The 26930-nt window shown below is 71.5% G+C and carries 24 protein-coding genes and 1 pseudogene; 16 read left to right on the forward strand and 9 right to left on the reverse strand.

Translation table 11 applies throughout. The features are described from left to right. Window positions 1–229 precede the first annotated feature (229 nt). From ABD907_RS05605 to ABD907_RS05620, 4 genes are all read left to right on the forward strand, one after another. Complete coding sequence (locus ABD907_RS05605) at window positions 230–1573, forward strand: sensor histidine kinase (protein WP_345214775.1); 1344 nt, start codon at window positions 230–232, stop codon at window positions 1571–1573. Continuing rightward, window positions 1563–2294, forward strand: a complete 732-nt coding sequence (locus tag ABD907_RS05610; protein WP_345214776.1) for a response regulator — start codon at window positions 1563–1565, stop codon at window positions 2292–2294. The genes ABD907_RS05605 and ABD907_RS05610 overlap by 11 nt, the downstream gene beginning before the upstream one ends. A 184-nt stretch (window positions 2295–2478) precedes the next feature. Beyond that, window positions 2479–3243, forward strand: coding sequence for an ABC transporter ATP-binding protein (locus tag ABD907_RS05615; protein WP_345214777.1), 765 nt, complete (start codon window positions 2479–2481; stop codon window positions 3241–3243). After that, the gene (locus ABD907_RS05620; RefSeq protein ID WP_345214778.1) at window positions 3240–5801 is read left to right on the forward strand and encodes an ABC transporter permease; all 2562 of its coding nucleotides are present in this window, start codon (window positions 3240–3242) and stop codon (window positions 5799–5801) included. The genes ABD907_RS05615 and ABD907_RS05620 overlap by 4 nt, the downstream gene beginning before the upstream one ends. Window positions 5802–5919: 118 nt before the next feature. Here ABD907_RS05620 and ehuA read toward each other — a convergent pair whose 3' ends face one another. Genes ehuA through ABD907_RS05640 form a run of 4 tightly spaced genes read right to left on the reverse strand, consistent with a single transcriptional unit; the run spans window position 5920 to window position 9015 of the window. Then, window positions 5920–6744 carry an ectoine/hydroxyectoine ABC transporter ATP-binding protein EhuA gene (gene ehuA, locus ABD907_RS05625; protein ID WP_486334040.1) on the reverse strand — a complete coding sequence of 275 codons (825 nt, stop codon included), beginning with the start codon at window positions 6742–6744 and terminating at the stop codon, window positions 5920–5922. Then, window positions 6731–7372, reverse strand: coding sequence for an amino acid ABC transporter permease (locus ABD907_RS05630; protein ID WP_345214779.1), 642 nt, complete (start codon window positions 7370–7372; stop codon window positions 6731–6733). The genes ehuA and ABD907_RS05630 overlap by 14 nt, the downstream gene beginning before the upstream one ends. Further along, on the reverse strand, window positions 7372–8082 hold the full coding sequence (locus ABD907_RS05635; protein WP_345214780.1) for an amino acid ABC transporter permease: 711 nt from the start codon (window positions 8080–8082) through the stop codon (window positions 7372–7374). The genes ABD907_RS05630 and ABD907_RS05635 overlap by 1 nt, the downstream gene beginning before the upstream one ends. Before the next feature lie 12 nt (window positions 8083–8094). After that, window positions 8095–9015, reverse strand: a complete 921-nt coding sequence (locus ABD907_RS05640; protein WP_345214781.1) for a transporter substrate-binding domain-containing protein — start codon at window positions 9013–9015, stop codon at window positions 8095–8097. A gap of 650 nt (window positions 9016–9665) precedes the next feature. On the opposite strand from ABD907_RS05640, the pseudogene ABD907_RS21075 reads away from it, so the two are divergent. Both ABD907_RS21075 and ABD907_RS05645 read left to right on the forward strand, forming a co-directional pair. Beyond that, window positions 9666–9797 (forward strand): annotated as a pseudogene (locus ABD907_RS21075) (FHA domain-containing protein); the annotation flags it as partial. A 159-nt stretch (window positions 9798–9956) separates the two neighbouring features. After that, complete coding sequence (locus ABD907_RS05645; RefSeq protein ID WP_345214782.1) at window positions 9957–12929, forward strand: FtsK/SpoIIIE domain-containing protein; 2973 nt, start codon at window positions 9957–9959, stop codon at window positions 12927–12929. On the opposite strand, the gene ABD907_RS05650 is transcribed toward ABD907_RS05645, so the two are convergent. Beyond that, window positions 12890–13300: a hypothetical protein gene (locus ABD907_RS05650; RefSeq protein ID WP_345214783.1), complete on the reverse strand. Its 411-nt coding sequence runs from the start codon at window positions 13298–13300 to the stop codon at window positions 12890–12892. The two genes, ABD907_RS05645 and ABD907_RS05650, sit on opposite strands and share 40 nt — an antisense overlap. Before the next feature lie 262 nt (window positions 13301–13562). Between ABD907_RS05650 and ABD907_RS05655 the strand changes: the two genes are divergently transcribed. Continuing rightward, window positions 13563–13811 (forward strand): WhiB family transcriptional regulator, encoded by a 249-nt coding sequence (locus tag ABD907_RS05655; protein ID WP_345214784.1) that lies wholly within the window; start codon window positions 13563–13565, stop codon window positions 13809–13811. Window positions 13812–14039: 228 nt separating this feature from the next. Here the strand turns inward: ABD907_RS05655 and ABD907_RS05660 are convergent, their stop codons facing one another. Next, window positions 14040–15500 (reverse strand): sensor histidine kinase, encoded by a 1461-nt coding sequence (locus tag ABD907_RS05660; protein ID WP_345215400.1) that lies wholly within the window; start codon window positions 15498–15500, stop codon window positions 14040–14042. A 93-nt stretch (window positions 15501–15593) separates the two neighbouring features. Here ABD907_RS05660 and ABD907_RS05665 point away from each other — a divergent pair, with 93 nt between their 5' ends. Further along, window positions 15594–16091, forward strand: coding sequence for a DUF2505 domain-containing protein (locus tag ABD907_RS05665; protein ID WP_345214785.1), 498 nt, complete (start codon window positions 15594–15596; stop codon window positions 16089–16091). Window positions 16092–16259: 168 nt separating this feature from the next. Here ABD907_RS05665 and ABD907_RS05670 read toward each other — a convergent pair whose 3' ends face one another. Continuing rightward, window positions 16260–17696 (reverse strand): glucose-6-phosphate dehydrogenase, encoded by a 1437-nt coding sequence (locus ABD907_RS05670; protein ID WP_345214786.1) that lies wholly within the window; start codon window positions 17694–17696, stop codon window positions 16260–16262. A 67-nt stretch (window positions 17697–17763) separates the two neighbouring features. Between ABD907_RS05670 and ABD907_RS05675 the strand changes: the two genes are divergently transcribed. The 7 genes from ABD907_RS05675 to ABD907_RS05705 all read left to right on the forward strand — a co-directional run bounded on the left by ABD907_RS05675 (window position 17764) and on the right by ABD907_RS05705 (window position 22892). After that, a complete protein-coding gene (locus ABD907_RS05675) occupies window positions 17764–18222 on the forward strand; it encodes an OsmC family protein (protein ID WP_486334050.1) in 459 nt (152 codons plus the stop codon). Next, window positions 18219–18902 (forward strand): hypothetical protein, encoded by a 684-nt coding sequence (locus ABD907_RS05680; protein WP_345214788.1) that lies wholly within the window; start codon window positions 18219–18221, stop codon window positions 18900–18902. The genes ABD907_RS05675 and ABD907_RS05680 overlap by 4 nt, the downstream gene beginning before the upstream one ends. 50 nt (window positions 18903–18952) lie before the next feature. Further along, entirely contained in the window at window positions 18953–19690 is a 738-nt protein-coding gene (locus ABD907_RS05685; protein ID WP_486334051.1) for an aldo/keto reductase, read from the forward strand. A 22-nt stretch (window positions 19691–19712) separates the two neighbouring features. Then, the gene (gene pip / locus ABD907_RS05690) at window positions 19713–20690 is read left to right on the forward strand and encodes a prolyl aminopeptidase (RefSeq protein WP_345214790.1); all 978 of its coding nucleotides are present in this window, start codon (window positions 19713–19715) and stop codon (window positions 20688–20690) included. 304 nt (window positions 20691–20994) lie between these two features. Continuing rightward, window positions 20995–21441 carry an Hsp20/alpha crystallin family protein gene (locus ABD907_RS05695; protein WP_345214791.1) on the forward strand — a complete coding sequence of 149 codons (447 nt, stop codon included), beginning with the start codon at window positions 20995–20997 and terminating at the stop codon, window positions 21439–21441. A 180-nt stretch (window positions 21442–21621) separates the two neighbouring features. Then, complete coding sequence (locus ABD907_RS05700) at window positions 21622–22395, forward strand: thymidylate synthase (RefSeq protein ID WP_345215401.1); 774 nt, start codon at window positions 21622–21624, stop codon at window positions 22393–22395. After that, the gene (locus ABD907_RS05705) at window positions 22395–22892 is read left to right on the forward strand and encodes a dihydrofolate reductase (protein WP_345214792.1); all 498 of its coding nucleotides are present in this window, start codon (window positions 22395–22397) and stop codon (window positions 22890–22892) included. Before ABD907_RS05700 ends, ABD907_RS05705 begins: the two co-directional genes overlap by 1 nt. 20 nt (window positions 22893–22912) lie before the next feature. Here ABD907_RS05705 and ABD907_RS05710 read toward each other — a convergent pair whose 3' ends face one another. Then, window positions 22913–24625: a dihydroxy-acid dehydratase gene (locus tag ABD907_RS05710; protein ID WP_345214793.1), complete on the reverse strand. Its 1713-nt coding sequence runs from the start codon at window positions 24623–24625 to the stop codon at window positions 22913–22915. 365 nt (window positions 24626–24990) lie between these two features. On the opposite strand from ABD907_RS05710, the gene ABD907_RS05715 reads away from it, so the two are divergent. After that, window positions 24991–26148, forward strand: coding sequence for a DUF6880 family protein (locus ABD907_RS05715; RefSeq protein WP_345214794.1), 1158 nt, complete (start codon window positions 24991–24993; stop codon window positions 26146–26148). Here the strand turns inward: ABD907_RS05715 and ABD907_RS05720 are convergent. Continuing rightward, window positions 26145–26930 carry a hypothetical protein gene (locus ABD907_RS05720; RefSeq protein ID WP_345214795.1) on the reverse strand — a complete coding sequence of 262 codons (786 nt, stop codon included), beginning with the start codon at window positions 26928–26930 and terminating at the stop codon, window positions 26145–26147. The genes ABD907_RS05715 and ABD907_RS05720 overlap by 4 nt on opposite strands.

Raw genomic sequence — 26930 nt, forward strand, 5'->3', positions numbered from 1 at the left:
GGTCGCGGTGGCCTCGGCGGCGGCTGCTCCGGCGGGTGCAGCGGTGCTGACGGCTTCTGAGTCGGGCGAGGACGCGTTCACGGTCCCATGATGGCGCACGCCACCCACAGCGCGGCAGCCCGCTGATCCCTCGGTATGACGTCCCGAGCCGTGCCTGCGACCGTGGTGTGATGTGGTCGCGCCCGCGGGCCGATCCGCCCGGGCGGCGCGCTCTCTAGGCTGGGTGGCCATGGAGACGATCGGAAGGCTGCTCGCGCGGCTGCGCGATCCCGCCTCCTACCAGCGCGTCGACACCGTCGTCGCCGCCGTCGCTCTCGTCTTCCTCGGGATCCCGGGCGTCGTCGTGGCCGTCGGGTTCAGCCAAGGCGGGATGGCCCTCGGCCTCGTCACGGCCGCCGTCGCCGGCCTCTGCGCCCTCGTCCAGAGCGTCGCCATGGCCTGGCGCCGCACCCGGCCCGTCCACTCGGCAGTCATCGTCTACGCCGCGGCGCTCGTGCACTTCTGCGTGGGCGCCTTCACGCTGCCGACGGACGTCCTCGTCCTCGTCGCCCTCTACTCGGTGACGGTGCACACCGAGCCGCACCAGCGGTGGGCGCGCCGCGCCGGCCTGGCCGGCGCCCTGCTCGGTGCGCTGATGATGGGCGTGCTGCTCGCCGGCGGACCGGTCACCGCGGTCCGCGACGCCTCGCTCCTCGCCGGCGGCTTCCTCACCGTCGCCGCCATGGTGTTCGCCACCTGGGCGATCGCCCTGGCCCGGCGTGGCCGCGTCGAGCGGCTGGAGTCGCTCGAGGATCGCGCCCGGCGCCTGGAGATCGAGCAGGACCAGCAGATCCGGCTCGCCACGGCGGCCGAGCGCACCCGCATCGCGCGCGAGATGCATGACGTCGTCGCACACTCTCTCTCCGTGGTCATCGCCCAGGCCGACGGCGGACGGTACGCGGCCCGGACCGACCCGGCCGCCGCCGAACGCACCCTGTCCACCATCTCGACCATGGGGCGGGACGCCCTGGCCGACATGCGCCGCATCCTCGGGGTGCTGCGTGCCGACCCGGGCGGTGAGGGCGTCGCCCCGACCAGTCCGGAGCCCCAACTCGACGGCGCCGACCTGGAGACGCTGGTGGCCCAGGTGCGCGACGCCGGCCTCGCGGTCTCCCTGGTGCGCACGGGCGAGGCGCGTCCACTGCCGCCCGGTGTGGGCGTCGGCGCCTACCGGATCGTCCAGGAGGCGTTGACGAACGTGCTCAAGCACGGCGGGCCCGGTGCGCGCGTCACCGTGCTCCAACAGTGGTTGCCGGACCGGCTGGTCATGCAGGTCGAGGACGACGGCCGCGGCGCGGCCGCCAGCTCCGACGGGCAGGGACAGGGCATCATGGGCATGCGTGAGCGTGCCGAGCTCTTCGGCGGCAACCTGACGGCCGGCCCCAGGGCCGGCGGTGGCTTCCGGGTCCGGGCCGAGATCCCGCTGCCCGGTGGGGGCGGCACGTCCGCCGTCGAGTGGCAGCAAGCGCCAGACGACCACATGCCCGGCTCCCCCGGCCACCCGGCCGGCCCGACCCCCGTGAATGAGGCCTGAGTTGGACCCAGCGATCCGCGTCGCGCTCGTCGACGACCAGCAACTCGTGCGCGCCGGCTTCGCCATGGTCATCTCCTCGCAGCCGGACATGGAGATCGTCCTCGAGGCCGGCGACGGCGCCCAGGCGCTGCGCCTGCTCGGCTCTCACCCCGTGGACGTGGTGCTGATGGACGTGCGCATGCCGACCATGGACGGCCTGGCGGCGACCCGCGAGCTCACCGGCGCAGCGAACGGCAACGAAGGCGGAGGCAGCGCGGGCAGCGGCAGCGACAGCGCCGACGGCACGCCGAAGGTCATCATCCTGACCACCTTCGACCTCGACGAGTACGTGCTGCACGCCATCAAGGCGGGAGCGTCCGGCTTCCTGCTCAAGGACGCGCCGCCGGAGGAGATGCTGGCGGCGATCCGCACCGTCCGGCGCGGCGACGCCGTCATCGCGCCGTCCTCCACGCGGCGGCTGCTCGACCACCTCTCGACCTTGCTGCCCGGTGAGGAACGCGCCTCCCCGGACCTGCTCGACGGGCTGACCGAGCGTGAGCGCGAGGTCCTCGTCCTGATGGCCCGCGGCCGCTCCAACACCGAGATCGCGAACGAGCTGTTCGTGGCCGAGGCGACCGTCAAGACCCACGTGGGCCGGGTGCTGGCCAAGCTCGACGCTCGGGACCGGGTCCAGGCCGTCGTCATCGCCTACGAGACGGGCCTGGTCTCCCCCGGCTCCTGAGTTCCTGCGGCTGCGAGCGCGTCTGTCCTCATCTGCCTGCGTCCTCGGGGGCGAACCGTCCCGCACGGGTCCACCCCCGGGATGACACCGGAACCAGACCTGGGCGCGACGACGTCGCGGGGCCTGCTCCGTAGCGTCGTGGGTACCGGGTCTTCCGGACCACCCACCATCGTCAAGGAGTGTCATGAACCAGACGCCGCCCCCCGCCGCGAGTGCCGCGGGCCTGGCCAAGATCTACGGGAGCGGTGACATCGCCGTGCGCGCCCTGCGGGGGATCGACGTGTCCTTCGCCGCCGGCGAGTTCACCGCGATCATGGGCCCGTCCGGATCTGGCAAGTCCACCCTCATGCACCTGCTGGCCGGCCTCGACGAGGCGACGGCGGGAACGGTCTTCCTCGGCTCGACGGACCTGACGGCGCTCGACGACAAGCGGCTGACGCTGCTGCGCCGCGAGCGCGTCGGCTTCGTGTTCCAGTCCTTCAACCTGCTGCCGATGTACACCGCCGAGCAGAACATCACGCTGCCGTGCGAGCTGGCCGGCACCGCCGTCGACCGCGCCTGGTTCGACCACCTGGTCGACATCCTCGGGCTGCGGGACCGGCTGACGCACCGCCCGTCCGAGCTCTCCGGCGGCCAGCAGCAGCGGGTCGCCATCGCCCGTGCCCTGGTGACCCGTCCCGACGTCGTCTTCGCGGACGAGCCCACCGGCAACCTGGACTCCTCGGCCGGCGCCGAGGTCCTGTCCTTCCTGCGCTCCTGCGTGCGCGAGCTGGGGCAGACCGTCGTCATGGTGACTCACGACCCGGCCGCGGCGGCCTACGCACAGCGCGTGGTGCTGCTGGCGGACGGACGCCTCGCCGGCGAGATCAGCGACCCGACGCCGGACTCGGTCCTGGCCGGTCTCGACGCCCTGCGTGGTGCCGAGGTGGCCGAGGTGACAGGGCGATGATCCGTTTGACTCTGGCGCAGATGCGCCGAAGCGTCGGCCGCCTCGCCGCGGCCGGCATCGCCATCGCCGTCGCCACGGCGTTCGTCACCGCGACCCTGCTCGCCGGCAACCTCATCACGGGTACCACCAACAGCGCCGTGACCGCCTCCCTCGCGGACGCCGACGTCATCCTTCGTCCCACCGGCGACCCGGTCGGCGCTCAGCAGGTCACCGAGCTAGCCGAGCTGCCGCAGGCGGGCACCGCCGAGGGCGTCGTCGAGATCTTCGGTCAGGTCAGCGCCGAGGGCCAGCGCGACGCCGGCCTCATCACGCCCGTCCCGGGCACCGAGGAGCTCGACCCGTACGAGCTCGCGTCGGGCGAGCGCCCGGGCCCCGGCGAGGTGGCGCTGACCGAGTCCGTAGCCGAACGGCTCGCGGCCGAGCCCGGTGACACCGTCACCGTCGGCGTCGACCTGCCGGACGGCGAGGGCGGCTGGAACACGCAGGACAGACAGCTCACCCTCTCCGGCACGATCGTCGACCCGCCGGCGATCGTCGCACCGGTCGGAACGGTCCTCGTCGATCGTGCCTTGGCCGAGGAGTGGGGCGCTGCCATGGGTGGCGGCCAGCTGTCCTACGACTCCGTGCTGATCACCGCGGCCTCGGGCGTCTCGCCGGACGCCCTCGCCCGGTCGGTCAGCGCCGAGGTCCCCTCGGCACTGGTCCGCACCGCCGAGGAGGAGGCCGCTGCCAAGACGGCAGAACTGACCGGCAGCACCGACATGCTCATCGGTCTCGTGCTCGCCTTCGCCGCGGTCGCGGTGTTCGTCGCGGCCATCGTCATCGCCAACACCTTCCAGGTGCTGGTCGCCCAGCGGCGCCACACCCTCGCCCTGCTGCGGTGCGTCGGCGCCACCCGTGCCCAGATACGCCAGTCCGTCCTCGTCGAGGCCGTGCTGCTCGGGCTGGCCGCCTCCCTCGGCGGGATCGCGGCCGGTCTCGGCCTCGGTCAGATCGCCTTGTGGTTCCTCGGCAACGCCGACCTCGGCATCACGATTCCCAGCGTCATCGCCCCGACCGTCTGGACGGTCCTCGTGCCCCTGGTGACCGGCACCGCGGTGACCCTGCTCGCCGCGCTGGCCCCCGCCCGTGCCGCCACGAGCGTGGCGCCGGTGAGTGCGCTGCGCCCGGCGAGCGATCCCGGCACCCGAGCGGCCGGCGGCAAGCTGCGTCGCGCGATCGCCATCGTCCTGTTCGTGCTCGGAGCGCTGCTCCTGGTGGGCGCCGTCGTCGCCGTCCTCACCCTCTCGGAGCCGGATTCGGGCTCGGTCACGATGCTGGCCCTGGCCGTCGGTGTGCTGGGCGGGATGCTGTCCTTCGCCGGCGTGCTGGTCGGAGCCGTGTACCTGGTGCCGCAGCTCGTGCGAGCCCTTGGTACCGCATGGGCGCGTGTGGCGAAGCGGTCGCGGCCCACGGTCCAGCTGGCTACGGCGAACTCTCGGCGCAACCCGCGCCGGACCTCGGCCACCGCTTCCGCCCTGCTCATCGGCGTCGCGCTGGTGACGATGATGGCCACGGGCGCGGGCAGCGCCCGCTCGAGCCTGAACGCCGCCCTGGACTCACAGTTCCCGGTCGACATCATGGTGAATTCGAGCGGTCGGCAGATCACCCGCGACCAGGTCCAGGCCGTGGCGGAGGCCGAGGGCGTGGAAGACGCCGTGCCCGTGCGCTCGACGACCACCACGATCGAGGGTGGCTCCTCACCCACGCAGACGACCGTGATGTGGATGGATCCCGCCGACCGGGACGTCCTGCGTGACCGCGACATGCTGGCGGGTCTCACCGAGGACGTCGTGCTCCTGGGACAGGACGTCGCGGACGACGCCGGCATCACCGACGGCGGTCAGGTGAGACTGACCGGGCCGGCCGGTGCGTACACGGGCACCGCCGTCGTCCTTCCGGATGCCGGTACGACCGTCGTCGCGCCGCTCAGCGGCCTGGACGACGTCGAGCCGGACGCCCCCGTCACCTCTGTCTGGGCCCGGATCGCGCCGGACGTCGCCGCCGGTACTACCGTCCTGGCCGTCCAGGATGCGCTCGCGGAGTCAAGCGGTACCGGGACGGTGCCGTATGCCCAGGGGGCCGCCGTCGAGCGAGCGGCCTTCACCCAGGTCATCGACACGCTCCTCGCAGTGGTCATCGGCCTCCTCGGCGTGGCCGTGGTCATCGCGGTCGTGGGCGTGGCGAACACGTTGTCGCTGTCGGTGATCGAGCGCCGCCACGAGCACGCCCTGCTGCGCGCGGTCGGCATGACGCGCGGGCAGCTGCGCGGCACGCTGACCGTCGAGGGCGTCCTCGTGGCCCTGGTCGGCACGGGGGTGGGCGCGGTGCTCGGGCTGCTCTACGGCTGGGGAGGTGCGGCCATCATCTTGACCGGCACCGGTGACCTGCAGCTGGTGGTGCCGTGGCCCTACCTCGGCACGGCGGCACTCGGCGCCGTCCTGGCGGGGTTCGTCGCCTCGGTCCTGCCGGCTCGTTCGGCCGCAAAGACTCCTCCGGTGGCCGCGCTGGCTGCCTGAGGAACAGCGAAGGCCCCGGTGACCAGCCCGCTCGGAGGGAGCGGAGGGGGTCACCGGGGCCTTCTGCGTACCCGCGGTCCGTGCCGGAGTCAGTGAGGCACGGCGGCTCGCCGTCCGCTCACAGGACGGCCTTGAGGAACGCCTGCGTGCGCTCGTTCTCCGGCTCGCTGAACATCTGGGCCGGGGGCTTGTCCTCGATGATGTGTCCCCCGTCGAACATGAGGACCCGGTGCGAGACCTCCGAGGCGAACTGCATCTCGTGCGTGACGATGAGCATCGTGATGTTCGTCGTCTCCGCGACGTGGCGCAGCACGTTCAGCACCTCGCCCACCAGCTCCGGATCCAGCGCCGACGTGACCTCGTCCAGCAGCAGCACTTCCGGGTCCATCGCGAGCGCGCGGGCGATCGCCACACGCTGCTGCTGCCCGCCCGAGAGGCGCATCGGGTGCTCGTCGACCTTGTCGCCGAGACCGACGTTCTCGAGCAGCTCCCGGGCCCGTTCCTGAGCCTCGGCCTTTGACCGGCCGAGGACGTGGATCGGCGCCTCGGTCAGGTTCTCCATCACCGTCATGTTCGGGAACAGGTTGAACTGCTGGAAGACCATCCCGATCCGCGTGGTCATCCGGGCGACGTCCTTCTTCTTCCGCTCGACCCGCTTGCCGCCGCGCATCTCGTGCGTGAGCGGATGGCCGTCGACGTAGATGAACCCCCCGGTCAGGTGCTCGAGGGTCATCACGAGGCGCAGGATCGTCGTCTTGCCGGAGCCGGACGGTCCGATGAGCGTGACGCGTTCGCCCTTCTTGACATCGAAGTTGAGGTCGTCGAGGACGGTGTTGTCACCGAACTTCTTCACGACGTTCTCGAACCTCAGGACCGGTGGCGCCTCCGCGCCGGAAGTTCCGGACGGGGTCGCCGTCGCGGATGTGTCATCAGTAGCGGGCAAGTCGCACTTCCAATCGCCTCATGAGGATGGCCGTCGGGTAGCTGGCTGCGAGGAAGATCAGCCCGGCGATCGTCATCGCCTCGACGTAGCGGAACTCGTTGCCGCCGTACACGCGCGCCGCGGTGACCATCTCGCCGACGCCGATGACGATCAGGAACGGCGTGTCCTTGAACATGGCGATCGCCCAGTTGCCCAGGGACGGCAGCGTGGCCCGCAGCGCCTGCGGCAGGATCACGGCCCGCCAGGTGCGGGACTTCGGAAGGGACAGCGCGGTCGCCGCCTCCCACTGGCCGGCCCTGATCGACTCGACACCGGCGCGGTAGGACTCCGCCATGTACGTGGAGTAGTGGATCCCGAGGACCACGATGCCGATCGTCAGCAGGTCCAGGTCGACGAACAGGTGAAAGATCAGGAACGCCTGCATCGGCAGCGGGGTCATCCGGATCACGTCGAGGAGCCACGCCACGGGCGCGCTGATGACCCGGGGCGTCTCGCGCACCAAGACCGTCCAGACCAGACCGAGGACGGCCGCGATCAGCGAACCCAGCACGGTCAGCACCAGGGTCTTCGTCGCGAAGGCCTCGAGCAGCCGCGGCAGGACCTCCAGGGCGCTCTGCATGTCCCACATCAGGCCACCGCCTCCGCCGTCGCTCGTGTCGTTCTAGCCTTCGAGGGCGCCAGTCCCAGCCTCCGCTGGGCACGGCGCTCGAGGAACCGGAGGAAGGACGAGAACCCGAGGGCGATCAGGTAGTAGAGGGCGAACCCGATGCCGAAGGCGAAGGCCGTGCCGTGGTCTTGCCTGACGACCTCGTCGGTGAAGTAGGTCAGGTCGTGCAGGAAGATCAGCAGCGCCAGCGCGGTGCCCTTGATCAGCATCACCATCAGGTTGTTCATCCCGGGCAGCATCAGCGCCCAGGCCTGCGGCCAGATGACTCGCCGGATCTTCGTCGCCCAGGGCATGGACAGGGCCGTGGTGGTCTCCCACTGTCCCTGCGGCACCGCGTTCAGGGAGCCGCGCACCACCTCGGCGCCGTACGCCCCGTAGTTCAGCCCGAGGGCCAAGATGCCGCAGGCCAGCGGCTCCAGCTGGTACCCGAACTGGGGCAGCACGAAGAACAGGAAGAACAGCTGCACCACCAGGGAGGTGCCGCGGAAGAGCTCCACGATGATTCGTGAAGTCCCCCGCAGCACCCCGACCCCGGTGATCGCGGCCAGTCCGAGGACCACGGCGATGACGAACGCGAGGATCGCGCCGCCGACGGACAGCTGGAGCGTGACGACGATGCCGTCCCAGTACCGTGGCCAGCTATCGATCAGGGCCTGTATGAAGTCGCTCAAGACCGGAGCCGATCAGCCCTCGTCCGGAACGGCCTCGGACTGCTCGGCGTCCGGCAGCTCGCCCTCGCAGAGCTGCTCGGTGGTGATGTCCTCCGGCGGACGCCACGGCTCACCGAACCCGAACTCGCCGAGGACCTCCTCGTACTTCTCCTGGGAGCCGACGATCTTGTCGAGCTCCTCGTTCCAGGCCTCGAGCAGGTCCTGGTCGCCCTGGCGGAACACCGCGGCGCCGGCGCCGACCTGCTCCTTGCCGTTGACGATGGCGATGAAGGGCTCGGTGGCCTCGACGGGCTGGTCGCTGTTCTCCACCATCGAGTTCAGCGAGATGGCGGTGAGGGCGAAGACGTCGGCCCGGCCGCTGACCACCGCGTCCATGCCGTCCTCGGCGTTCTGCAGCGTGAGCGTGTCCTCGATGCCCATGTCCTGGGCGTACGTGTCCTCGATGGCACCGGTGAGCACGGCGAGCTGGGCGCCGGACTCCTTGACGTCCTGGAGGTCGTTCAGGTTCATCGGGTTGCCCTCGGGGACCAGCAGGCCGGTGGTGTACATGATCGTCGGGTTGGCGAAGGCGGCCTGCTCGCACCGCTCCGGCAGGATCGACATGCCGGCGCTGATCTGGTCGAAGCGGCCGGCGTTCAGCCCCGGGATGAGCGAGTCCCAGGCCACGACCTGGGTCTCGATGTCGTCGATGCCCAGCTGGCCGTAGATCTCCTCGGCGATGGCGATCGTGGCACCGGTCGGCTCACCGTCCTCCATGTAGGAGTAGGGCCGCTCGCCGGCGATGCCGAGCGTGACGGTGCCGGACTCCTGAATCTCGGCCAGGGTGCCGCTGCCGCCACCGTCGCCCCCACCGCCGTCGCCGCCGTCGCCCCCGTCGCCGCCGCCACCTGCTGGGTCTGTCTGGCTGCACGCCACCATGCCGACAGCGAGCATGCCCGCTCCGGCGATGGCAACGGCCCTACGTCGGGTCGTCCTGATCATCATGGTCCCTTCGGTTCGGAGACGAGGCACTGCCTCCCGGCTCCGCCCGACCCCTCCTGGGTGCGCGGCACCGGACGGGTCACCCCGAGTTCTCATGGTGCTCAGCCACGTTAGAAAGGTCTCCGCGACCACACAAACCCCTTCCGCTCACCAGTGGTGTTGCGGCAGGTCTGCCCAGGCGGTCGGCGAGCAGCACTTTTCCCGCACAGTGGCGCGGATCACGATGGGCAAGACTGCGGTGCGGTGGTGCCGTTCCGGCGGGGAGAGGCACGTAGGTGATTGTTATTCGTCTGTGACGTATTTGCCGTAGCCCTGAGAAACGTTGTCGAAGCGTGAACATCACGTGACTCTATCTTGACTGAGGGCATCCGCCGGCGCACCTGTCCACAAACGTTGTGGCGCGGGTCCTGTCCACAGGCGCGCGCACCTTCGGACACGGTCCGGCACACCCTGTTGCCGTGTCCCCGCCGTCCCCACCACCACTCGCCCCCGGGCCGGATCCGCGGGCCGACCCACACTCGGCGCTGCGCTGCCCGTGGCACCTCGCCGTCGTGTCCGGGCCGGACACCGGGTGGTGCCTCGGTCTCGGTCCGGACGCGGTGGTGGTCGGGCGCGGGACAGCTGATCTGGCCCTCACCGACGCCCAGGTCTCCCGGCATCAGCTCACGGTCCGGGCGCGCCGGGGCCGGATCGAGGCCCGCGACCTGGGCTCGGCGAACGGTTCCGCGTGGCTTAGGCCGCAACGGCGCCGGAGCCGGCGGCGACGGCCCGGGCGCCGCCGATGGTCGCCGCCCCGGCGGCTACCCGCCCGGTGGCGCCGGCTGCCGGAGGGTGCTCGCCTCGTGGCCGGGTCGACGGTGCTCGAAGTGCGCCGTCGTCCGGAGGATCTTCGGGTGCCGGCACCACCGGAGCCGCAGCAGCCGAGGCCGAAGCGGGACCTGATACGGCTGGCGCTGCCGCTGGTCGCGTGCCTCGGCATGGTGCCGCTGCTGCTGGCCGGAACGGCGTCACCGTGGCGGTGGGTCATTCTCGCGGTACCGGTCGGGCTGGTCGTCGCGGTGCTCGCCGGCCGACGCAGCTCCCCGCCCGCCGAGCTCCCGGACCCGGCCACGGTCCTCCTGCTGGCCGCGACCCGCGCGCTGCCCCCTCGGCCCGGCGCGACGCTGCGTGCTCGGCTCACCGCGACCCCGCGGCGGTGCCGCTCACCCGACCTCCTCGACCTGGTCGACGGCGACCGGATCGCGTTCATCGGGCCGCCGGAGGACGTCGCCGCGACCGTGCGATGGGTGGTCGCCCAGCTGGCGACGTGCCACCGCCTCGCCCTCGAGCTGCCCGCGCCGTGGCCGTGCCTGCCCCGCGAGGACGTCACGTGGCGCGTCGTCGTCCACGCGGAACCGCTGCGGGGCGAAGCGGCCGGGCCGGCGCCGGCGCGCAGCACGCCGAACGCGTCCGGCCGCGAGACCTGCGAGGTGCATCTCGTCCTCGCCGGGTCGATCGAGCAGGTGCCGACGTGGTGCACGCGCGTGGTGCCGGTGCCGGCCGACGGCGTGGGCCGGTCGTGGGCGGCGCTCGTCGCCGAGCTGCTCGCCCCGGCCGGCGAGACAGCACCGCAGAGCCTGCCCACCGACGTGCAGCTGAGGGAGCTGCTCGGCGGCGCATCGGAGGTCGGACGAGAGTGGTCAGGTGGCCGGGACGGGCTGTGCGCACCGATCGGGGTGGACTCCGACGGGCCGGTCGAGCTCGACCTCGTCGAGCACGGTCCCCACGCGCTGCTCGCCGGGACGACCGGCGCCGGGAAGTCGGAGATCCTGCTGGCCTGGCTCGTGGCGCTCGCCGTGCGGTACTCGCCGGCGGACCTGCAGCTCGTGCTCGTCGACTACAAGGGCGGCGCCACCTTCGCCGGCCTGACCGAGCTGCCGCACGTCGCCGGGGTGCTGACCGATCTCGACCCTGCCGCGACCTCCCGCGCCCTGAGCAGCCTGCGGGCGGAGGTACGCCGCCGCGAGGCGCTGCTCGCCCGGGCCGGCGTCAAGGACCTGGTTTCCTACCGCGCCACCCGGCCCCATGAGGAGCTGCCCCGGCTGCTCGTCGTGGTGGACGAGTTCCGGGCGCTGGCCGATTCCCACCCGGACGTCCTCGGCTCGCTCGTGCGCCTCGCGACGCAGGGCCGGTCCCTCGGGGTCCATCTGATCCTCGCCACCCAGCGCCCGGGCGGCTCGGTGACGAGCGAGGTGCGCGCCAACCTCACCGTCCGCATCTGCCTGCGGGTGCTGGAGCCGGCGGAGTCGCACGACGTGGTGGGGTCGTCGGAAGCGGCCGAGCTGCCGGCCGTCCCCGGTCGCGCGGTGCTGCGCACCGACCGTCTGCGCACGGTCCAGGCGCCGTGGTGCGGGACGGGCCGCTGGGTGGAGGAGGTCGTCCAGGAGACCCGTCGGGGATGGCGCGCACGGGCCGGTGGCCAGGCCCCGCCGCGACCCTGGGCGCCGCCGCTGCCGGAACGGGTAGGGCTCACCGAGGTCGTCGAGATGGCCACCGAGGAGGCCGCCGACGCCCGCAGCACGCGAACCGGCACCATCCGCACGGCTGACGTGCCAGGACTCGTGCTCGCGCGCACCGATCTGCCCCAGCAGCAACGACTCGGCACGTGGATCTGGGACCGTACCGACCTGCTGGTCGTCGGCGGCCCCGGCACGGGTCACACGGAAGCGCTGCGGACGGTCGTCGCGGCGGCCCTGGGTGCCGGCGTGACCGTGCACGTGGTCGCCGCCGATGCGCGTCGCTTCGCCGACCTGCGCGGACCGTCGCTGGGCACCGTCGTCGGCGGCGACGACCCGCGCCGCATCGCACGGCTGCTCGAGATCCTCACCGGGCCGGCCGTGCTCGTGGTCGACGACGCCGAAACCGTCGTCGAGCAGCTCGACCTCGTCGCGGGCGCCGGGCAGGGCACGGCGCTGCTCTCCCGCGCCGTGCGCGACGGCCGCCGGGCCGGCGTCTCGGCCGTGCTCTCCGGGCCTGCGTCGCTCGTCGGTGCCCGGTGGCTCGAGTCCGTGCGCACCCGGTTGGTCCTCGCGCCCCGTGACGAGAGCGAAGCGCTTGTCGCCGGCGTGCCGCGCGACCTCCTCGGCGGTCCCCCGATCCCCGGCCGGGGTGTGCTCCTCGAACCCGGCGGGGCCACGGCGCTCCAGATGGCGCTCTGCGGCCCGCTCGACGTCGGGACCCCCGGACCCGACGTTCCTCGGGTTGCTGCCCTGCCCGACCACGTCACGCTCGACGCCGACCTCCTGGGCAACCTCGGCAGGGAGCCGTGGCCGGCCCTCGGCCGCGGCGGCGACGACGGCTCGGCCGTGCACGTCTCGTGCGAACCCGGTGAGGTGGTGCTCGTCGTCGGACCGTCCGGCAGCGGCCGGACGACGGCGCTGCAGACCCTGCGCAGTCAGCTCACCGGCGGCGGCCGAGACGTGGTCTCGCCCGATCCGGGTGAGCCGGTGCCGGACGGGGCCGGCGTCGTCGTCCTCGACGACCTCGACCGATGGCCGCCGAACCATCTCGACGAGCTCGCCGCGGCACTGGCCGGCCGCCGCGACCTCACGGTGCTGGCCGCCGCCCGCAGCGAGTCGGTCGCCGCCGCCTACCGCGGTCCGCTCGCGCTCTGGCGGCCGCGGGCGACGCTGCTGATCCTGCGGCCGGCGCACGCGTTCACCGCGCAGCTGACGGACGTGAACCTGCGCTCCGTCGTGGACCCCGTGCGGCCGTACCAGCCGGGGCTCGGTGTGGTGGTCCGGCGTGGTCGTGCGATGCCCGTCCAGGTCGCGCGGGCGAGAACGGCTCAGAGGACCGCCGACGTCGAGCGGGTCGTCGAGGCGTAGTCGCGCGACGACGGCCAGAGCGTGCCGACGACGATTCCGACCGAGACGGCGAGCGCGGCGGCGACGCCCCAGGGCGGCACGGTCCCCAGCACGGTCAGCACGGTCACGATCTGCAGCAGCTGCCAGGTGATGACCGGGCCACGGCCCCATCGCATGCCGCGCCACTGGGCGCGTGAGGAACCGACGAGAAGGAGGGCGAACACGATGAGCAGGACCGCGAACGGGACGGCGACGCCCAATCCGCCCGGCCCGCCGAGCACCGCCGAGGCAACGGCTCCGACGGCGAATGCGGCGAGGCACAGCGCCTCCAGGCACGCCCCCGCCAGGGCCAGCCGCAGCGGGGCGGGGACGTCCGAGAAGGTCGGGCTCATGGGTGACGAATCTACCGGTTACGGCCGCTTCGGGGCCGTGTCGTGACCGCGGCCGGACCGCCTTCGAACCGCCCTGACGGGCCGCTGAGAGCCGCCCGACCAGCCGTGCCGACCCTGTGAGAAACCGCACGGCGTCACCCTCACGTCATTTTCCGGAAACCCTTGTGAGGGATTCAAGGGCCGTGAAAAGGTTGTCGCAGCACCTGATCCTGGACCGCCTCTTCCGGAGCTGCCGGTCCTTGCATGCACTAAGGAGACCCTCATGGACTGGCGTCACCGCTCTGCCTGCCTCACCGAGGACCCGGAGCTTTTCTTCCCCATCGGCAACACCGGTCCTGCACTCGTACAGATCGAGGAGGCCAAGGCCGTCTGCCACCGGTGCACCGTCGTCGACACGTGCCTGAAGTGGGCGATGGAGACCGGGCAGGACTCGGGTGTCTGGGGCGGACTCAGCGAGGACGAGCGCCGGGCGCTCAAGCGCCGCACCGCCCGCGCACGCCGCGCCGGCTGACACACAGGACGTTCCGACACGACGCCGCCGGGTGACCGGCGGCGTCGTCGTCTGTCCGGCCGCGACTCGTCACCTCTGTGCCGACTCGTCATCCCTGTGCCGACTCGTCACCTCTGTGACGACTGGTCACGTCTCGATGTCGAGACATGACCAGTGGGCACGGTGATGACCAACGGACACGCCGATGACCAATCGGCACGGCAGTGACGAATCGGCACGGGCGGGGCGTCAGAACCGGCGGATGATCTTGCCGGGCACGCCGATCCACGCCGACAAGGTCACCTCGGTGCCGCCCTCCTCGCGGCGGCTCCACTCGATCGAGCCCTTCAGCTCACCCTTGACCAGCGTCTCGACGATCTGCGTCCCGAGCCCGGAGAGCACCCGGCCGTCCTCGATGCCGGTGCCGTCGTCGCGCACCGTCACCGACAGGTGCGGGCCGGTCCGGGAGGCCGCCACCGTGACGGTACCCGAGCGGCCCGAGAGGCCGTGCTCGACGGCGTTGGACACGAGCTCGGTGAGCACCACGGCGAGTGAGGTGGCGACCTCGGCACCGACCTTCCCGAAACCACCCTCGACCACCGTGCTCACCTTGGAGTCCGGGGAGGCGACGTCGGCGGCCAGCCGCATCAGCCGCCCGAACACCTCGTCGAAGTCGACGACCTCGTCCAGGCCCTGCGAGAGGGTCTCGTGCACCATGGCGATGGTCGAGACCCGGCGCTCTGCCTCGTCGAGGGCCGACTTGGTCTCCGGGTTGGGGCTCCGGCGGGACTGCAGCCGCAGCAGCGCCGAGACGGTCTGCAGGTTGTTCTTCACCCGGTGGTGGATCTCCCGGATGGTGGCGTCCTTCGTGATGAGCTCGCGCTCGCGGCGGCGCACCTCCGAGACGTCGCGGCACAGCAGCAGTGCGCCACGGCGCTCGCCGTTCTCCGTCAGCGGGACCGCCCGGATGGTCAGGGTCACGCCGCGCGACTCGATCTCGGTGCGCCAGGCCGCCCGGCCCATCACGACGACCGCCATCGTCTCCTCGACCGTGCTGTGGTCCTCGATGAGCTCGGTGACGACCTCGCCCAGCACCTGCCCCTTGATCTCGCCGATGACACCGAGGCGGTGGAAGTTGCTGAGCGCGTTCGGGCTGGCGTAGATGACCCGGCCCTCGGGATCGAGGCGCACCAGGCCGTCGCCGACGCGCGGAGCGCCACGGCGCTGGCCGGTCGGCGCTCCCTGCTGCGGAAACTCGCCGCGGCTGATCATCCCGCACAGCACGTCGGCGATCTCGATGTAGGAGACGTCCAGCCTGGAGGGCACCCGAGAGGTCGGCAGACCGACCTCCCGGGTCAGCACCCCGAGCACTCGCCCCGCGTGCACGACGGGCAGCAGCACCTCTCGCATGGGGAGCGAGGCGCGCCCCTGCGGGTCCGCGCGGACGTGGATGCCACGGTCCTCCATGGTCTGCGCCATCAAGGTCCGGCGGACCTCTGTCGGGTGCTCCCCGACGATGTCCTGGTAGTGCACGGTGGCCGCGGTCGAGGGCCGGCAGTGGGCGGAGGCGACGAAGTCGCCGTCGGACGTGGGCAGCCAGAGCACAAGGTCCGCGAAGGCGAGGTCGGCCACCACCTGCCAGTCACCGACGAGCTGGTGCAGCCACTCGGCGTCGTCCCGCTCGTCGAGGTGGCCGGACTGGGCGATCATCTGGGCGAGCGTGTGGGGCACGGGCCCCAGCGTAAGCCCGGTGCGAGCCCCACTACGCTGACTTCACCGTTCGTCACCATCCGAGGAGTCACCGTGCGCTTCGCCGCCACCATCGCCTACCCCGCGGACGTCGAGACCGTCGCCGCCATGCTCGCGAACGAGGAGTTCGTGACGCGGAAGATGTCGGCCGCCGGAGCGCTGCGCTCGAGCTGCGACGTCGCCCGGGACGGGGCCGCCTTCACCGTGACGACACGGGCGGACATGCCGACGACGAAGATCCCGTCGGCGTTCCGCTCCTTCGTCGGCGAGTCGCTCGAGGTGACCATGGTCGAGGCGTGGGGCGGACCGGCGGCCGACGGCTCGCGCACCTCGACGCTGACGCTCGAGATCAACGGCGTCCCGGTGCGCGTGCGCGGCGGCCAGCGCCTCGTCCCGACGCCGCAGGGGTGTGAGGAGACCTACGAGGGCGACGTCACGGCGTCAGTGCCGCTGATGGGCCGCAAGATCGAGCGGACTGCCGTCGGCACGGTCGACGACGTCGTGGCGGTCGAGCGGCGGCTGGGCCTGGAGCACCTGGCGAAGACGTCCTGAGCCTGGCGAACGGGCGGTGCCGAACGCGTTCCCGCGTAGCGAAGCGTCAGTAACGAGGCGCCAGTAGCGAGATGCCGAGTGAGGTGCCCTGGCTCGCCATTGAGCCAGGTGCGTGCACCACGGTACCCGGATGTGACCGAAGCCACGGCCACTTTCAGGAACGATTTCTCACTGGCCCAGGAACCACTCGTGAGGAGCGGGCAGTCGGCGGGCCTCCTCCGGCCCCCAGGACCCGGGCACGTAGGGCAGCGGGGCCGGGCGCGCGTCGCCCTGCAGCGGCGCGAAGGCGGTGAAGGCTCCCTGCAGCGCCTCCGCCGTCGTGAACAGCGAACGGTCCCCGAGGAGGACGTCGTGGATCAGTGACGCGTACGGGGAGATCGGCTCGCCCCCGGGCACGTCGTCGAGGTCGAGGACAGCCGTGCCTGAGGAGTAGGTCAGGTCCGGGCCGGGAGTCTTGACCGTGATGCCGAGCCGGACCTCGCCGGAACCGCTGAAGTCGATCTGGATGGAGTTGGGCGTGTCCAGCTCGGGGTCCAGCGGCCCGTAGGGCGGGCCCAGGACCAGCGTGATCCGCTGCGCCTTGGCCGCCATCCGCTTGCCCGTGCGCAGGAGGAACGGCACGCCGCGCCAACGCTCGGAGTCGACCCACAGCCGCACGGCCACGTACGTGTCCTGCTCGGAGTCGGGCGCCACGCCCTCGATGTCGCGGTACCCCTCGAACTGCCCGAGCACGACGTCCTCGGCCGGCTCCAGCGGACGGAAGGAACGCAGCGCGTCCTCCCTCGCCTGATGGATGGCGGCAGGCTCGCGCAGGCTGCGCGGCGGCTCCATCGCGACCTGCCCAGCCACCTGGAACAGGTGGGTGACGATCATGTCGAGGGCCGCTCCGGTCGCCTCGTAGAAGCCGATCCGGTTCGCGACGTCCAGATCCTCCGGCACATCGATCTGCACCTGTTCGACGCTCGCCCGGGACCACTCCGAGCCGAAGAGCTGGTTTGCGAACCGCATGACGTAGATGGTCTGCACCCCCTCCTTGCCGAGGAAGTGGTCGATCCGGAAGATCTGCTCTTCGTCGAGGACCTCCTTGACAGCGCCGTCGAGCTCGACGAACGACTCCAACGACGTGCCGTAGGGCTTCTCGAAGACGACACGAGCGCCCTCCGCGAGACCGTGCGCGCCCAGCCCGCGCGCGATGGGCGCGAAGGCTCCCGGCGGGACGGCGAGGAAATGCAGGACCAGCGGCTCGGCGTCCGTCTCGCCGGCCAGGTCCTCCCGTACCTCGTTCAGCACGCCGGGCAGGTCGCCCGGATCCTCGGCGCTGAAGCCGCCCCCGGCGTACCGAACGCGGCCGAGCACCTCGTCGACGTCGTCGGGGGTTCCTTGCTCGCTGCCCTCGAGCGCGGCCGCGACACGGTCACGAAAGGCGTCGTCGTCCAGCCGGCCGGTCGAGCACCCGACGAGCCGCCAGTGAGCGGGCATGAGGCCGCGCCTTCGGACCTCGTCGATCGCCGGCAGCACCATGCGGCTGGCCAGGTCTCCGGTCGCGCCGTACAGGACGACGATGGCGGCCTCGGGCAGGGATTGCGGGCTCTCGTACGTTGTCACGTTTCCCAACGTAACGGCGCGGGCGCACAGCGGCCTCTCACGTGCGACGATGGCAGCCATGACAGGCATGCCCGAGAGGGAACCGTCCGCAACGCCGGACGAGGAAGAGGCGCCGTCGAAGGCCCTGTGGGCCGAACGGACGGGCACCCGCTCCTACACCGGTCGCAACGCGCGCGGGGCGGAGGTCCTCGTGGGCGACGGCGAGGGCCGGTTCACGCCGGGCGAGCTGCTCCAGATCGCCCTGGCGACGTGCAGCACACTGTCCGCCGACCACCGCCTCGCCCATGCGCTGGGTGACGACTTCGCCGCCGTCGTCGGCGTCTCGGCCGAGAAGAACGCCGAGGACAACCGCTACGGCTCGATCACGGCGGAGATCGTCACCGACCTCTCCCGCCTCGACGAGGAGACCATGGCCAAGACCGTCGAACGTGCCGACGCCGCCATCGAGCGGCAGTGCACCGTGAGCCGCACCCTCACCGCGGGCGCCGGCAACACCGTCTTCTTCACGAACGAGGCGGTCCGATGACGAGGCAGGAGAGCCGAGGTCCCGATCTGGCCGACCGCCGAGCTCTCGACCGGCTGCTGGACGCCGCGGTCCGCCGGGCCGACAAGGGCGAGGACGCGGTCGCCGAGCTGCGGCGCGAGCATGCCGGTATCTCGCCGGCCGAGCTGATCGGCCGGCTCGAGAAGCGGTATCTCGCCCGGAGCGCACGCCTCGGCGGCGCGGTGGGCGCGGTCGCCGCCTTCCCCGGCATCGGCACCCTGGCCGCCGTCGGCCTCACCGGGGCCCAGACGGCAGCCTTCCTCTCGGCGTCCGCCAACCACGTCATGGCGGTCGCCGCCGTCCACGGCGTCGCGGTGGACGACGTCGAGCGTCGCCGCGCCCTGCTCCTCGCCGCCCTGCTCGGTGAGGACGGCGCCAAGGCGGTCTCCGGTCAGCTGGGCCTCGGCACCCTCTACTGGGCCCGTGCGGCGCTGACCCGGCTGCCGCTCGGCACCATCAGGGCGGTGAACAAGACGCTGACCCGCCGGCTCGTCCAGGCAGGGCTGGCCCGCGCCGGAGCCGTCTCCCTCGGCCGACTGGCGCCCTTCGGCGTCGGAGCAGTCATCGGTTATCAGGGGACGAAGATCATGGGCAAGAACGTCCTGGACGGCACTCGGGAGGCTTTCGGTCCCCCGCCGGCGACGTTCGGAGCGACGTCGTGAGCCCCACCGTGCCGGCAGTCCACCTCACCGCGCGCGACGGCGCGGTCGACATGCCGCTGCTCGGACTGGGGACCTGGCAGGCGCGTGGCGAGGAGGCGTACCGGATGGTGCGCACCGCGCTGGAGCTGGGCTACCGGCACCTCGACACCGCGACCATGTACGGCAACGAGGCAGAGATCGGGCGTGCCCTGACGGACTCCGGCCTGGCCCGTGAGGACGTCTTCGTCACGACGAAGTGCCCGCCGGAACGGGTCGGCCGGGAGGACGAGACGCTCGAGCGCTCGTTGTCGGACCTCGCGCTCGACCACGTCGACCTGTGGCTGGTGCACTGGCCGCCGCGCGGCGACAACGCCGGCGTCCGCATGTGGGAGCGTGTCGTCGCCGCGCAGGAGGCCGGCCGCGCCAGAGCAATCGGGGTCTCGAACTACTCGCCGGACCTCATCGACGAGCTCGTGGGCGCCACCGGCGTCTCCCCCGCCGTCGACCAGGTCCCCTGGAGCCCGTCCGACCACGACGCCGCCCTCGTCGACGCGCTTCGCGAGCGCGGCGTGGTGCTCGAGGGGTACAGCCCGTTCAAGCGGACCGACATGGACGACCCAGTGCTCGCGAAGGTCGCCGCGGCCCACGACGCGACGCCCCAGCAGGTGGTGCTGCGCTGGCACGTCCAGCACGGCTACGTCGTCATCCCGAAGTCTGTCCACGCCGATCGGCTCGAGGCGAACCTCGCGGCGGCGGACCTCGATCTGACGGACGAGGAGATGGCGGCCGTCGACGCCCTCGGCAGCTGAGGCCGCTGCTACCGTCCCGATTGTGTTCCCCAAGTCGCCCGTGCGGCGTTCCGGTCATCTGCCCGTCGAGGGCGACCACGAGATCTACTGGGAGGAGTCGGGCAACCCCGACGGCATCCCGGCGATCTACCTCCACGGCGGACCCGGCGGCGGTCTCGGAAACGGCGGGTACCGCGCCAAGCTGGACCCCGAGCGGTTCCGCATCATCGCCCTGGATCAGCGTGGCTGCGGGCGGTCGCGACCGCTGGTGACCGAGCCGGGCTACGACCTGGCCGAGAACACCACCGCCCACCTGATCCGCGACATCGAGCGGCTCCGCGAGCACCTGCAGGTCGAGGCGTGGCTGGTCAACGGGGTCTCGTGGGGCTCGACGCTCGCCCTCGCCTACGCGCAGAAGCATCCCGACCGGGTGCACGGCGTCGTCCTCATGGCTGTGACGACGACGAGCCGGTTCGAGGTCGACTGGATCACCGAGACGGTCGGTGCGCTCTTCCCCGAGGCCTGGGAGAGGTTCGCCGGCCACGCGGAACGGGCGGGTGCCTGCCGCAGGGGTGACGACCGGCTCGTCGAGGCGTACCTGCGGCTGCTGACGGACCCGGACCCCGCCGTGCGCGATGCCGCATCCCAGGCATGGGCGGACTGGGAGGACACCCACATCTCGATCGGCACCGGCAGGGTCCACCGTGACCCGCGTTGGGACGACGACAGGTTCCGGCACGTCATGACGACGCTCGTGACGCACTACTGGGCGCACGACGCCTTCCTCGACCCACCGCTCCTCGAGCGCGCGGAGCGGCTCGCCGGCATCCCGGCCACGCTCATCCATGGGCGCCGTGACGTCAGCGGGCCCGTGGTGACGGCCTGGCGCCTGCACCGAGCATGGCCCGGCAGCGAGCTGCTCGTCGACGAGGGCGAGGGGCACGGCGGAGGCGACATGGTGCAGGCGTGGTGCGCGGCGAACTCCCGGCACGCGGACCGGATCGAGAGCGGCCGGTCCTGAGCGGTCGGGCCGTGTCTGAAGTGCCGGGCCGCCGGCCGGCACCTTCGCCGCCCTCAATCCGCCCCTCCACGACGCTCTGGGCCGCCTCGCCTGGTTCCGGAGCATCGGCCTGACCTGCGTCGATACCGCTGCTTGAGCGCGACGCGCTCAAGTTTTCGCCCTGAGCGATCACCGCTTAGCACTCGAATAAGGAGAGTGCTAAAACTGTTGCTGTGAACGAAGCATCCGACCGGGCCACGAGGGCGGTCCCGGCCGGGCGGCCCGGAGGGTCCGGGCCGGCAGAGTTGAACCAGAGGTGATCTTCATGGCAACCCGTTTCGACCCGTTCCGCGAGATGGACGACTGGCTCGCCACCATGCGGCGCCAGGCCCCGACCGTCCCGGGCATGCCGCTGGACCTCTACCGCGAGGGCGAGTCCTACGTGGCACGCATCGACATGCCGGGCGTCGACCCCGCGAGCATCGACGTCGACGTCGAGGACCGGACCCTGACGGTCCGCGCCGAGCGGCGCACGGAGGTCCCGCAGGACGCCCAGTGGCTCAGCCACGAGCGTCCGACCGGCACCTTCGCCCGCCAGCTCTCCCTCGGCAACGGCCTGGCGCTCGACCGCATCGAGGCCGGCTACGCCGACGGCGTGCTCACCCTGACGATCCCGGTGGCCGAGGAGGCGCGGCCCCGCAAGATCGAGGTTGCGCACTCCGGCAACCGCGCCGAGGTCGAGCAGCGCAAGCAGGAGCCGGCCGTCGCCTGACGTTCCGACCGCTCCAGACGCCCGCGTCCGCCACGGACGCGGGCGTCTTCGCGTGGCTTCTCCTGCCGTGTCGCCACCCGGACCTACGATGGTCGCGTGACTCAGACGCCGACCCGTCCCCCCGGCGAGGACGCCGCCGCGACGGCCGAGACCCGTGGCCCGAACACCGCGTACGAGGACCTGCTGCGGCACGTGCTCGAGAACGGCACCCCGAAGGGCGACCGCACCGGAACGGGGACGCGCAGCGTCTTCGGGCACCAGATGCGGTTCGACCTGCGCGAAGGGTTCCCCCTCGTGACGACGAAGCGGGTCCACCTGCGCTCCGTGATCGGCGAGCTGCTGTGGTTCCTCCGCGGGGACAGCAACGTGCGCTGGCTGCAGGAGCACGGTGTCCGGATCTGGAACGAGTGGGCCGACGAGGACGGCGAGCTCGGCCCGGTGTACGGCGTGCAGTGGCGCTCGTGGCCCACCCCGGGCGGCGGGCACGTCGACCAGCTGGAGCGGGTGCTCGAGACGCTGCGCAGCAACCCCGACTCGCGTCGCATGCTGGTCTCCGCCTGGAACGTGGCCGACCTCGGCGAGATGGCGCTCATGCCGTGCCACGCGTTCTTCCAGTTCTACGTCGCCGACGGTCGGCTGAGCTGCCAGCTGTACCAGCGCAGCGCCGACCTGTTCCTCGGCGTGCCGTTCAACATCGCGTCCTACGCCCTGCTGACCCACATGGTCGCTCAGCAGACCGGCCTCGAGGTCGGCGACTTCGTCTGGACGGGCGGCGACTGCCACATCTACGACAACCATGTCGACCAGGTTCGCGAGCAGCTCGGCCGCGACCCCTTCCCGTTCCCCACCCTCGTGCTCCGCAAGGCGGCCTCGCTCGACGACTACGACTTCGACGACGTCGAGGTGCTCGACTACCAGCACCACCCGGCCATCAAGGCGCCGGTCGCGGTCTAGTGCTGGGACTCATCTGGGCCCAGGCCCACGACCGCATCATCGGCGCGGACGGCACCATGCCCTGGCACGTGCCGGAGGACATGGCCCGGTTCGTGGACGTCACGTCCGGGACGAGCGTGGTGATGGGCCGCACCACGTGGGAGTCCTTCCCGCCGCGCTTCCGGCCGCTGCCCGACCGTCGCAACATCGTGCTCACCCGCCGCCCGGACTACGAGGCGCCGGGCGCGCACACGGTGCCGGATCTCGCGGCCGCTCTCGAGCTGGCCGGCGAGGGTGGCGGTGACGTGTGGATCCTCGGCGGCGGGGAGGTGTACGCCCGGACCATCGGCCGTGCCGACGTCCTCGAGGTCACCGACATCGACGTCACGGTCGACGGCGACACTCGGGCCCCGGAGATCGACCCGGCCGTGTGGCGACTGACCGCTGCGGACCCGGCCGAGGGCTGGCACGTGTCCGCCAAGGGCCCGCGCTACCGGTTCCTGACCTACCGCCGCTGAAGGCCTCGGCCGAGCCGACGTCAGTGCGACTCGCGTGCGACCCGGTCACCCGTCGCGCCGACGAGGAAGTCCAGGTCGGCGCCGGTGTCGGCCTGCAGGACGTGCTCGATGTAGAGCTTCTCCCAGCCGCGCGTCGGCGCCGCGTAGGCGGCCGCGGCCGTCGCGCTGGGCTCCCGTTCGGCGAGCTCGGCCGCGGGCACGTCGAGGCTCAGGCGCCGCCCGGGCACGTCGAGCTCGATCCAATCACCGGTGCGCACCTTCGCCAGCGGACCGCCGGCGGCGGACTCCGGGGCGACGTGCAGGATGACGGTGCCGTAGGCGGTGCCGCTCATACGGCCGTCGCAGACGCGCACGACGTCGCGCACGCCCGCCTCCAGGAGCTTCGTCGGCAGCGGCATGTTGGCCACCTCCGGCATGCCGGGGTACCCCTGCGGGCCGCAGCCCCGCAGCACCATGACGGAGTCGGCGTCGATGTCGAGGTCCGGGTCGTCGAGCCGCGCGTGCAGGTCCTCGATGCTGTCGAAGACCACCGCACGGCCGCGGTGCTGCAGCAGGTGCGGCGAGGCGGCCGCAGGCTTGATGACGGCACCCTGCGGCGCGAGACTCCCGCGGAGAACGGCGATGCCGCCCTCCTCCAGGACCGGGGCCGCGCGCGGACGGATGACCTCCCGGTCCCACACGGCGGCGTCGTCGAGGTGTTCGATGTACCGCCGGCCCGTCACCGTCAGGGCCGCCGGGTCGAGAAGGTCCCGCACCTCTCCCATGACGGCCGCCAGCCCGCCGGCGCGGTGCAGGTCCTCCATGAGGAACCGGCCGGACGGCAGCAGGTCCGCCAGGAGCGGCACCCGTGACCCGATCCGGTCGAAGTCGTCCAGCGTCAGGTCGATGCCGAGACGGCCGGCGATCGCGAGCAGGTGCACGACGGCGTTCGTGGAGCCACCGATGGCGCCGAGCGCCACGATCGCGTTGTGGAACGAGGCCGTGGTCAGCACGTCGCTGGGACGGCGCTCCTCGCGGACCAGCTCGACGGCGAGCCGTCCGGCGGCGTGCGAGGACTCGAGCAGGCGGCTGTCCGGTGCCGGGATGCCGGCCGTCCCGGGGATGACCGTGCCCAGGACCTCCGCCAGCGCCGCCATGGTGGAGGCGGTGCCCATCGTGTTGCAGTGGCCGCGGCTGCGGATGGTCGCCGACTCCGACGTCACGAAATCTTCCTGGGACAGCGTGCCCGCCCGGACCTCCTCCGACAGTCGCCACACGTGGGTGCCGCAGCCCAGCGGCGCGCCGCGGAAGGTGCCGGTCAGCATCGGCCCGCCGGGCACCAGCACGGCCGGAAGGTCAACGGACGCCGCCGCCATGAGGAGCGAGGGGATCGTCTTGTCGCAGCCGCCGAGCAGCACCACGCCGTCGACCGGGTTGGCGCGGAGCATCTCCTCGGTCGCCATGGCGGCCATGTTCCGCCACAGCATCGCGGTGGGCCGCACCTGGGTCTCCCCGAGGGACACGACGGGCAGCTCGAGCGGGATGCCGCCCGCCTCGTAGACGCCGTTGCGGACCGAGGCGGCCACCTCGCCCAGGTGCGCGTTGCAGGGCGTCAGGTCCGACGCCGTGTTCGCGATCGCGATCTGTGGCCGGCCCTCGAACGCAGAGCCCGGTACGCCGCGGCGCATCCACGCCCGGTGGATGTAGGCGTTGCGGTCCTCGCCGGAGTACCAGGCGTCACTGCGCAGGGGCATCGTCGCGCTTTCCGTTCGTCGGGGCGGCCGGTTCGCCGCACGGCCGTCAGCAGGCTAGCCCATGACGTTCCGCCGCTTCCGTACCGGTCCGTGACGTGGCGCCCGGTCGGCGACCGCGGTACCGCAGAGATCCGATGCGGCATCCCGTACGGTCCCCGTCAGGAGGTCGATCGATGCGTGCGTTCGTCATCACCGCGCCCGGCCGCAGCGAAGTGCGGGACGTCCCCGGGCCGGGATCGAGGCTGTGAAAGTTCTGGGCGTAGAGAATGAGAGGGTGACCTCGCTGGCAAAACACCGTTCTCCCGCTAATCCGCACACGCTCGGACCTCTACCGCTACAGCGCCGCGAACGCCCATGGTTGCGAAATGCATGAGGCCGTCGACATCCTCGAGAACGCGATCCCGACGACGGATCCGGCCGAGATCTACACCGTGACGCACAAGGCCCTGGCATCGGCGATCAGGGTGATCGCACGCGCGGACGACTCCAGCGGGGTCATCGGGGACGCATGCCGTCGTCTGCTGGACCTACACCCGAAGGCGGCTGCCGCCGCCAAGACTCCGGTCGACAAGCTGGTCGACTGGATGATCACGTTTCAGTTCGACGATGACCAGGTCGACTACTTCGAGCTCGACCCTGTGGCGTATGCACCGGCGCTTGGGGATGTCGGCATGGCGGCGTACCGGAGGCGGCTATCCGAAGTGGAAGCCGGCCTCGGACCCCGGCCCTCCGAAGAGGATCGCTGGACATCGCGTCACTCGCACGAGTGGTTCGCCCTCGACTGGAACGCACAACGGCTCGCGGTGCTCGACCGCGACATCGACGCGATCATCCGTACGCACGCGAAGGACCGGAGGGTCGCGGCCTGGCTGGAGGACACCGCCGAGGCGTTCGAGGAGATCGGCGAGATCGACGTCGCCATCGACTGGGCAAAGCAGGCCAGCGACTTCGACCATGGTCACCAGTCGCAAAAGGCCGCGGACTACCGGTGCCGACTTCTCGAGGAGCACCGGCCCGACGAAGCTCTCAACGCGAGGCTTGCGATGTTCCGGCGCTGGCCTTCGTCGACAACTGCGGCTCGATTGCACAAGGCTGCGGGGAAGGCGTGGCCCGAGCTCCGCGACGAGGTCGTTGCCACCTTGGCAGCGAGCCCGAACGACGCCGCCCTCCTTGTGCTCCTCACCCTTAAGGAGCCTCAGTTCGCCTGGGAACTCGCGCACTCACTCGCCCTCGACAGCGACCACACGTGGGCGGAACTGGTGAAGTCCTACGAGAAGATCGACCCGACCGCAGTCCTCCCGATCCATCAGCGACTCGTGGAGAAGGAGTTGGCGAATGCGGGCGCGCAGTACTACCGACTCGCGGCACGGAGGCTGGGGAAGATGCGCAAGCTGGCCGCGGGGACCGAGCACGCTGCCGACGTCGACGACTTGATCGCGAGACTGCGTGAGACCCATCAGCGCCGGCCGCGGTTGCAGCAGGAGTTCGACCGCGCTGGCCTTCCGCGCTCCCAGGAAACCTAGGAGACAAGGGCCTCAAGGAGGTCCTGCGCCAGCAGCGCCACACTCTCCGACACGGCAGCCGGGTCACCAACCAACTCCTCCGCGGCGCCGGCCATGAGGGAGCCGCGGGCACTTGCTCCTTGTGCGAAGAGGTCTCGGAGTTGGTCGAGCGCCTCGCGGGTCACCTTCGCGCTGACGTCCTCGGCCCGCAGCCGACTGATCGCTTCGACGAAGTCCTGGGTCTCGATTGCGCGCAGCAGACGGTAGACGTCGTGGGCGTCCTTGTTGTCCTGCCTCGAAGGCTTCTCGAGCCGGTCGTGGATCTTGTGCAGCTTGGCCACCAGCAGCGCTGCGGACCCGGCCACGGAGACCTCGAACTCTCGAGCGTCAACTGCACGGTCGAGTGCCCGGATCAGCATCTTCGAGTTGTCGACCAGCGCCGCCTCGATCCCTCGCGCTCTTCGCATCGACTTGTCGTTGTGCGGCGGCACGCGGACGCTTCGGCGTCCGGCTCCCGCGACAGCGTCGGGCACCATCAAGTCGACCGGAACTCCGCGCGCGGAGATCCAGGAGCCGATCGCGCTCGGCCGCCGATCCGGCGTGAAGCCCGCGGCGCTCATCGCCTCCTCCACCAGCGGATCGGAACTCAGCACCTCGGGGTCCACTGCGACGTCGCCGTCGGTAGTGAACTCGGCAAGGGCAATCTCCGTGGCCCCCGTGTGGAGGTAGACGGCCTGTGCGCCGATGATGACGAGCGCGTCGAGATGCGACTCCAGTGCTTCCAGCGCGTCAAGCAGCCCCAT

The sequence above is a fragment of the Georgenia halophila genome (genome assembly GCF_039541595.1).

Bases quoted from the DNA above. Each gene is read 5' to 3' on its own strand.
- ABD907_RS05605 (WP_345214775.1), top strand. From the start codon at position 230: ATGGAGACGATCGGAAGGCTGCTCGCGCGGCTGCGCGATCCCGCCTCC.
- ABD907_RS05610 (WP_345214776.1), top strand. From the start codon at position 1,563: ATGAGGCCTGAGTTGGACCCAGCGATCCGCGTCGCGCTCGTCGACGAC.
- ABD907_RS05615 (WP_345214777.1), top strand. From the start codon at position 2,479: ATGAACCAGACGCCGCCCCCCGCCGCGAGTGCCGCGGGCCTGGCCAAG.
- ABD907_RS05620 (WP_345214778.1), top strand. From the start codon at position 3,240: ATGATCCGTTTGACTCTGGCGCAGATGCGCCGAAGCGTCGGCCGCCTC.
- ABD907_RS05630 (WP_345214779.1), bottom strand. From the start codon at position 7,372: ATGTGGGACATGCAGAGCGCCCTGGAGGTCCTGCCGCGGCTGCTCGAG.
- ABD907_RS05640 (WP_345214781.1), bottom strand. From the start codon at position 9,015: ATGCTCGCTGTCGGCATGGTGGCGTGCAGCCAGACAGACCCAGCAGGT.
- ABD907_RS05650 (WP_345214783.1), bottom strand. From the start codon at position 13,300: ATGAGCCCGACCTTCTCGGACGTCCCCGCCCCGCTGCGGCTGGCCCTG.
- ABD907_RS05655 (WP_345214784.1), top strand. From the start codon at position 13,563: ATGGACTGGCGTCACCGCTCTGCCTGCCTCACCGAGGACCCGGAGCTT.
- ABD907_RS05660 (WP_345215400.1), bottom strand. From the start codon at position 15,500: ATGATCGCCCAGTCCGGCCACCTCGACGAGCGGGACGACGCCGAGTGG.
- ABD907_RS05675 (WP_486334050.1), top strand. From the start codon at position 17,764: ATGCCCGAGAGGGAACCGTCCGCAACGCCGGACGAGGAAGAGGCGCCG.
- ABD907_RS05680 (WP_345214788.1), top strand. From the start codon at position 18,219: ATGACGAGGCAGGAGAGCCGAGGTCCCGATCTGGCCGACCGCCGAGCT.
- ABD907_RS05685 (WP_486334051.1), top strand. From the start codon at position 18,953: ATGCCGCTGCTCGGACTGGGGACCTGGCAGGCGCGTGGCGAGGAGGCG.
- ABD907_RS05695 (WP_345214791.1), top strand. From the start codon at position 20,995: ATGGCAACCCGTTTCGACCCGTTCCGCGAGATGGACGACTGGCTCGCC.
- ABD907_RS05710 (WP_345214793.1), bottom strand. From the start codon at position 24,625: ATGCCCCTGCGCAGTGACGCCTGGTACTCCGGCGAGGACCGCAACGCC.
- ABD907_RS05715 (WP_345214794.1), top strand. From the start codon at position 24,991: ATGCATGAGGCCGTCGACATCCTCGAGAACGCGATCCCGACGACGGAT.
- ABD907_RS05720 (WP_345214795.1), bottom strand. From the start codon at position 26,930: ATGGGGCTGCTTGACGCGCTGGAAGCACTGGAGTCGCATCTCGACGCG.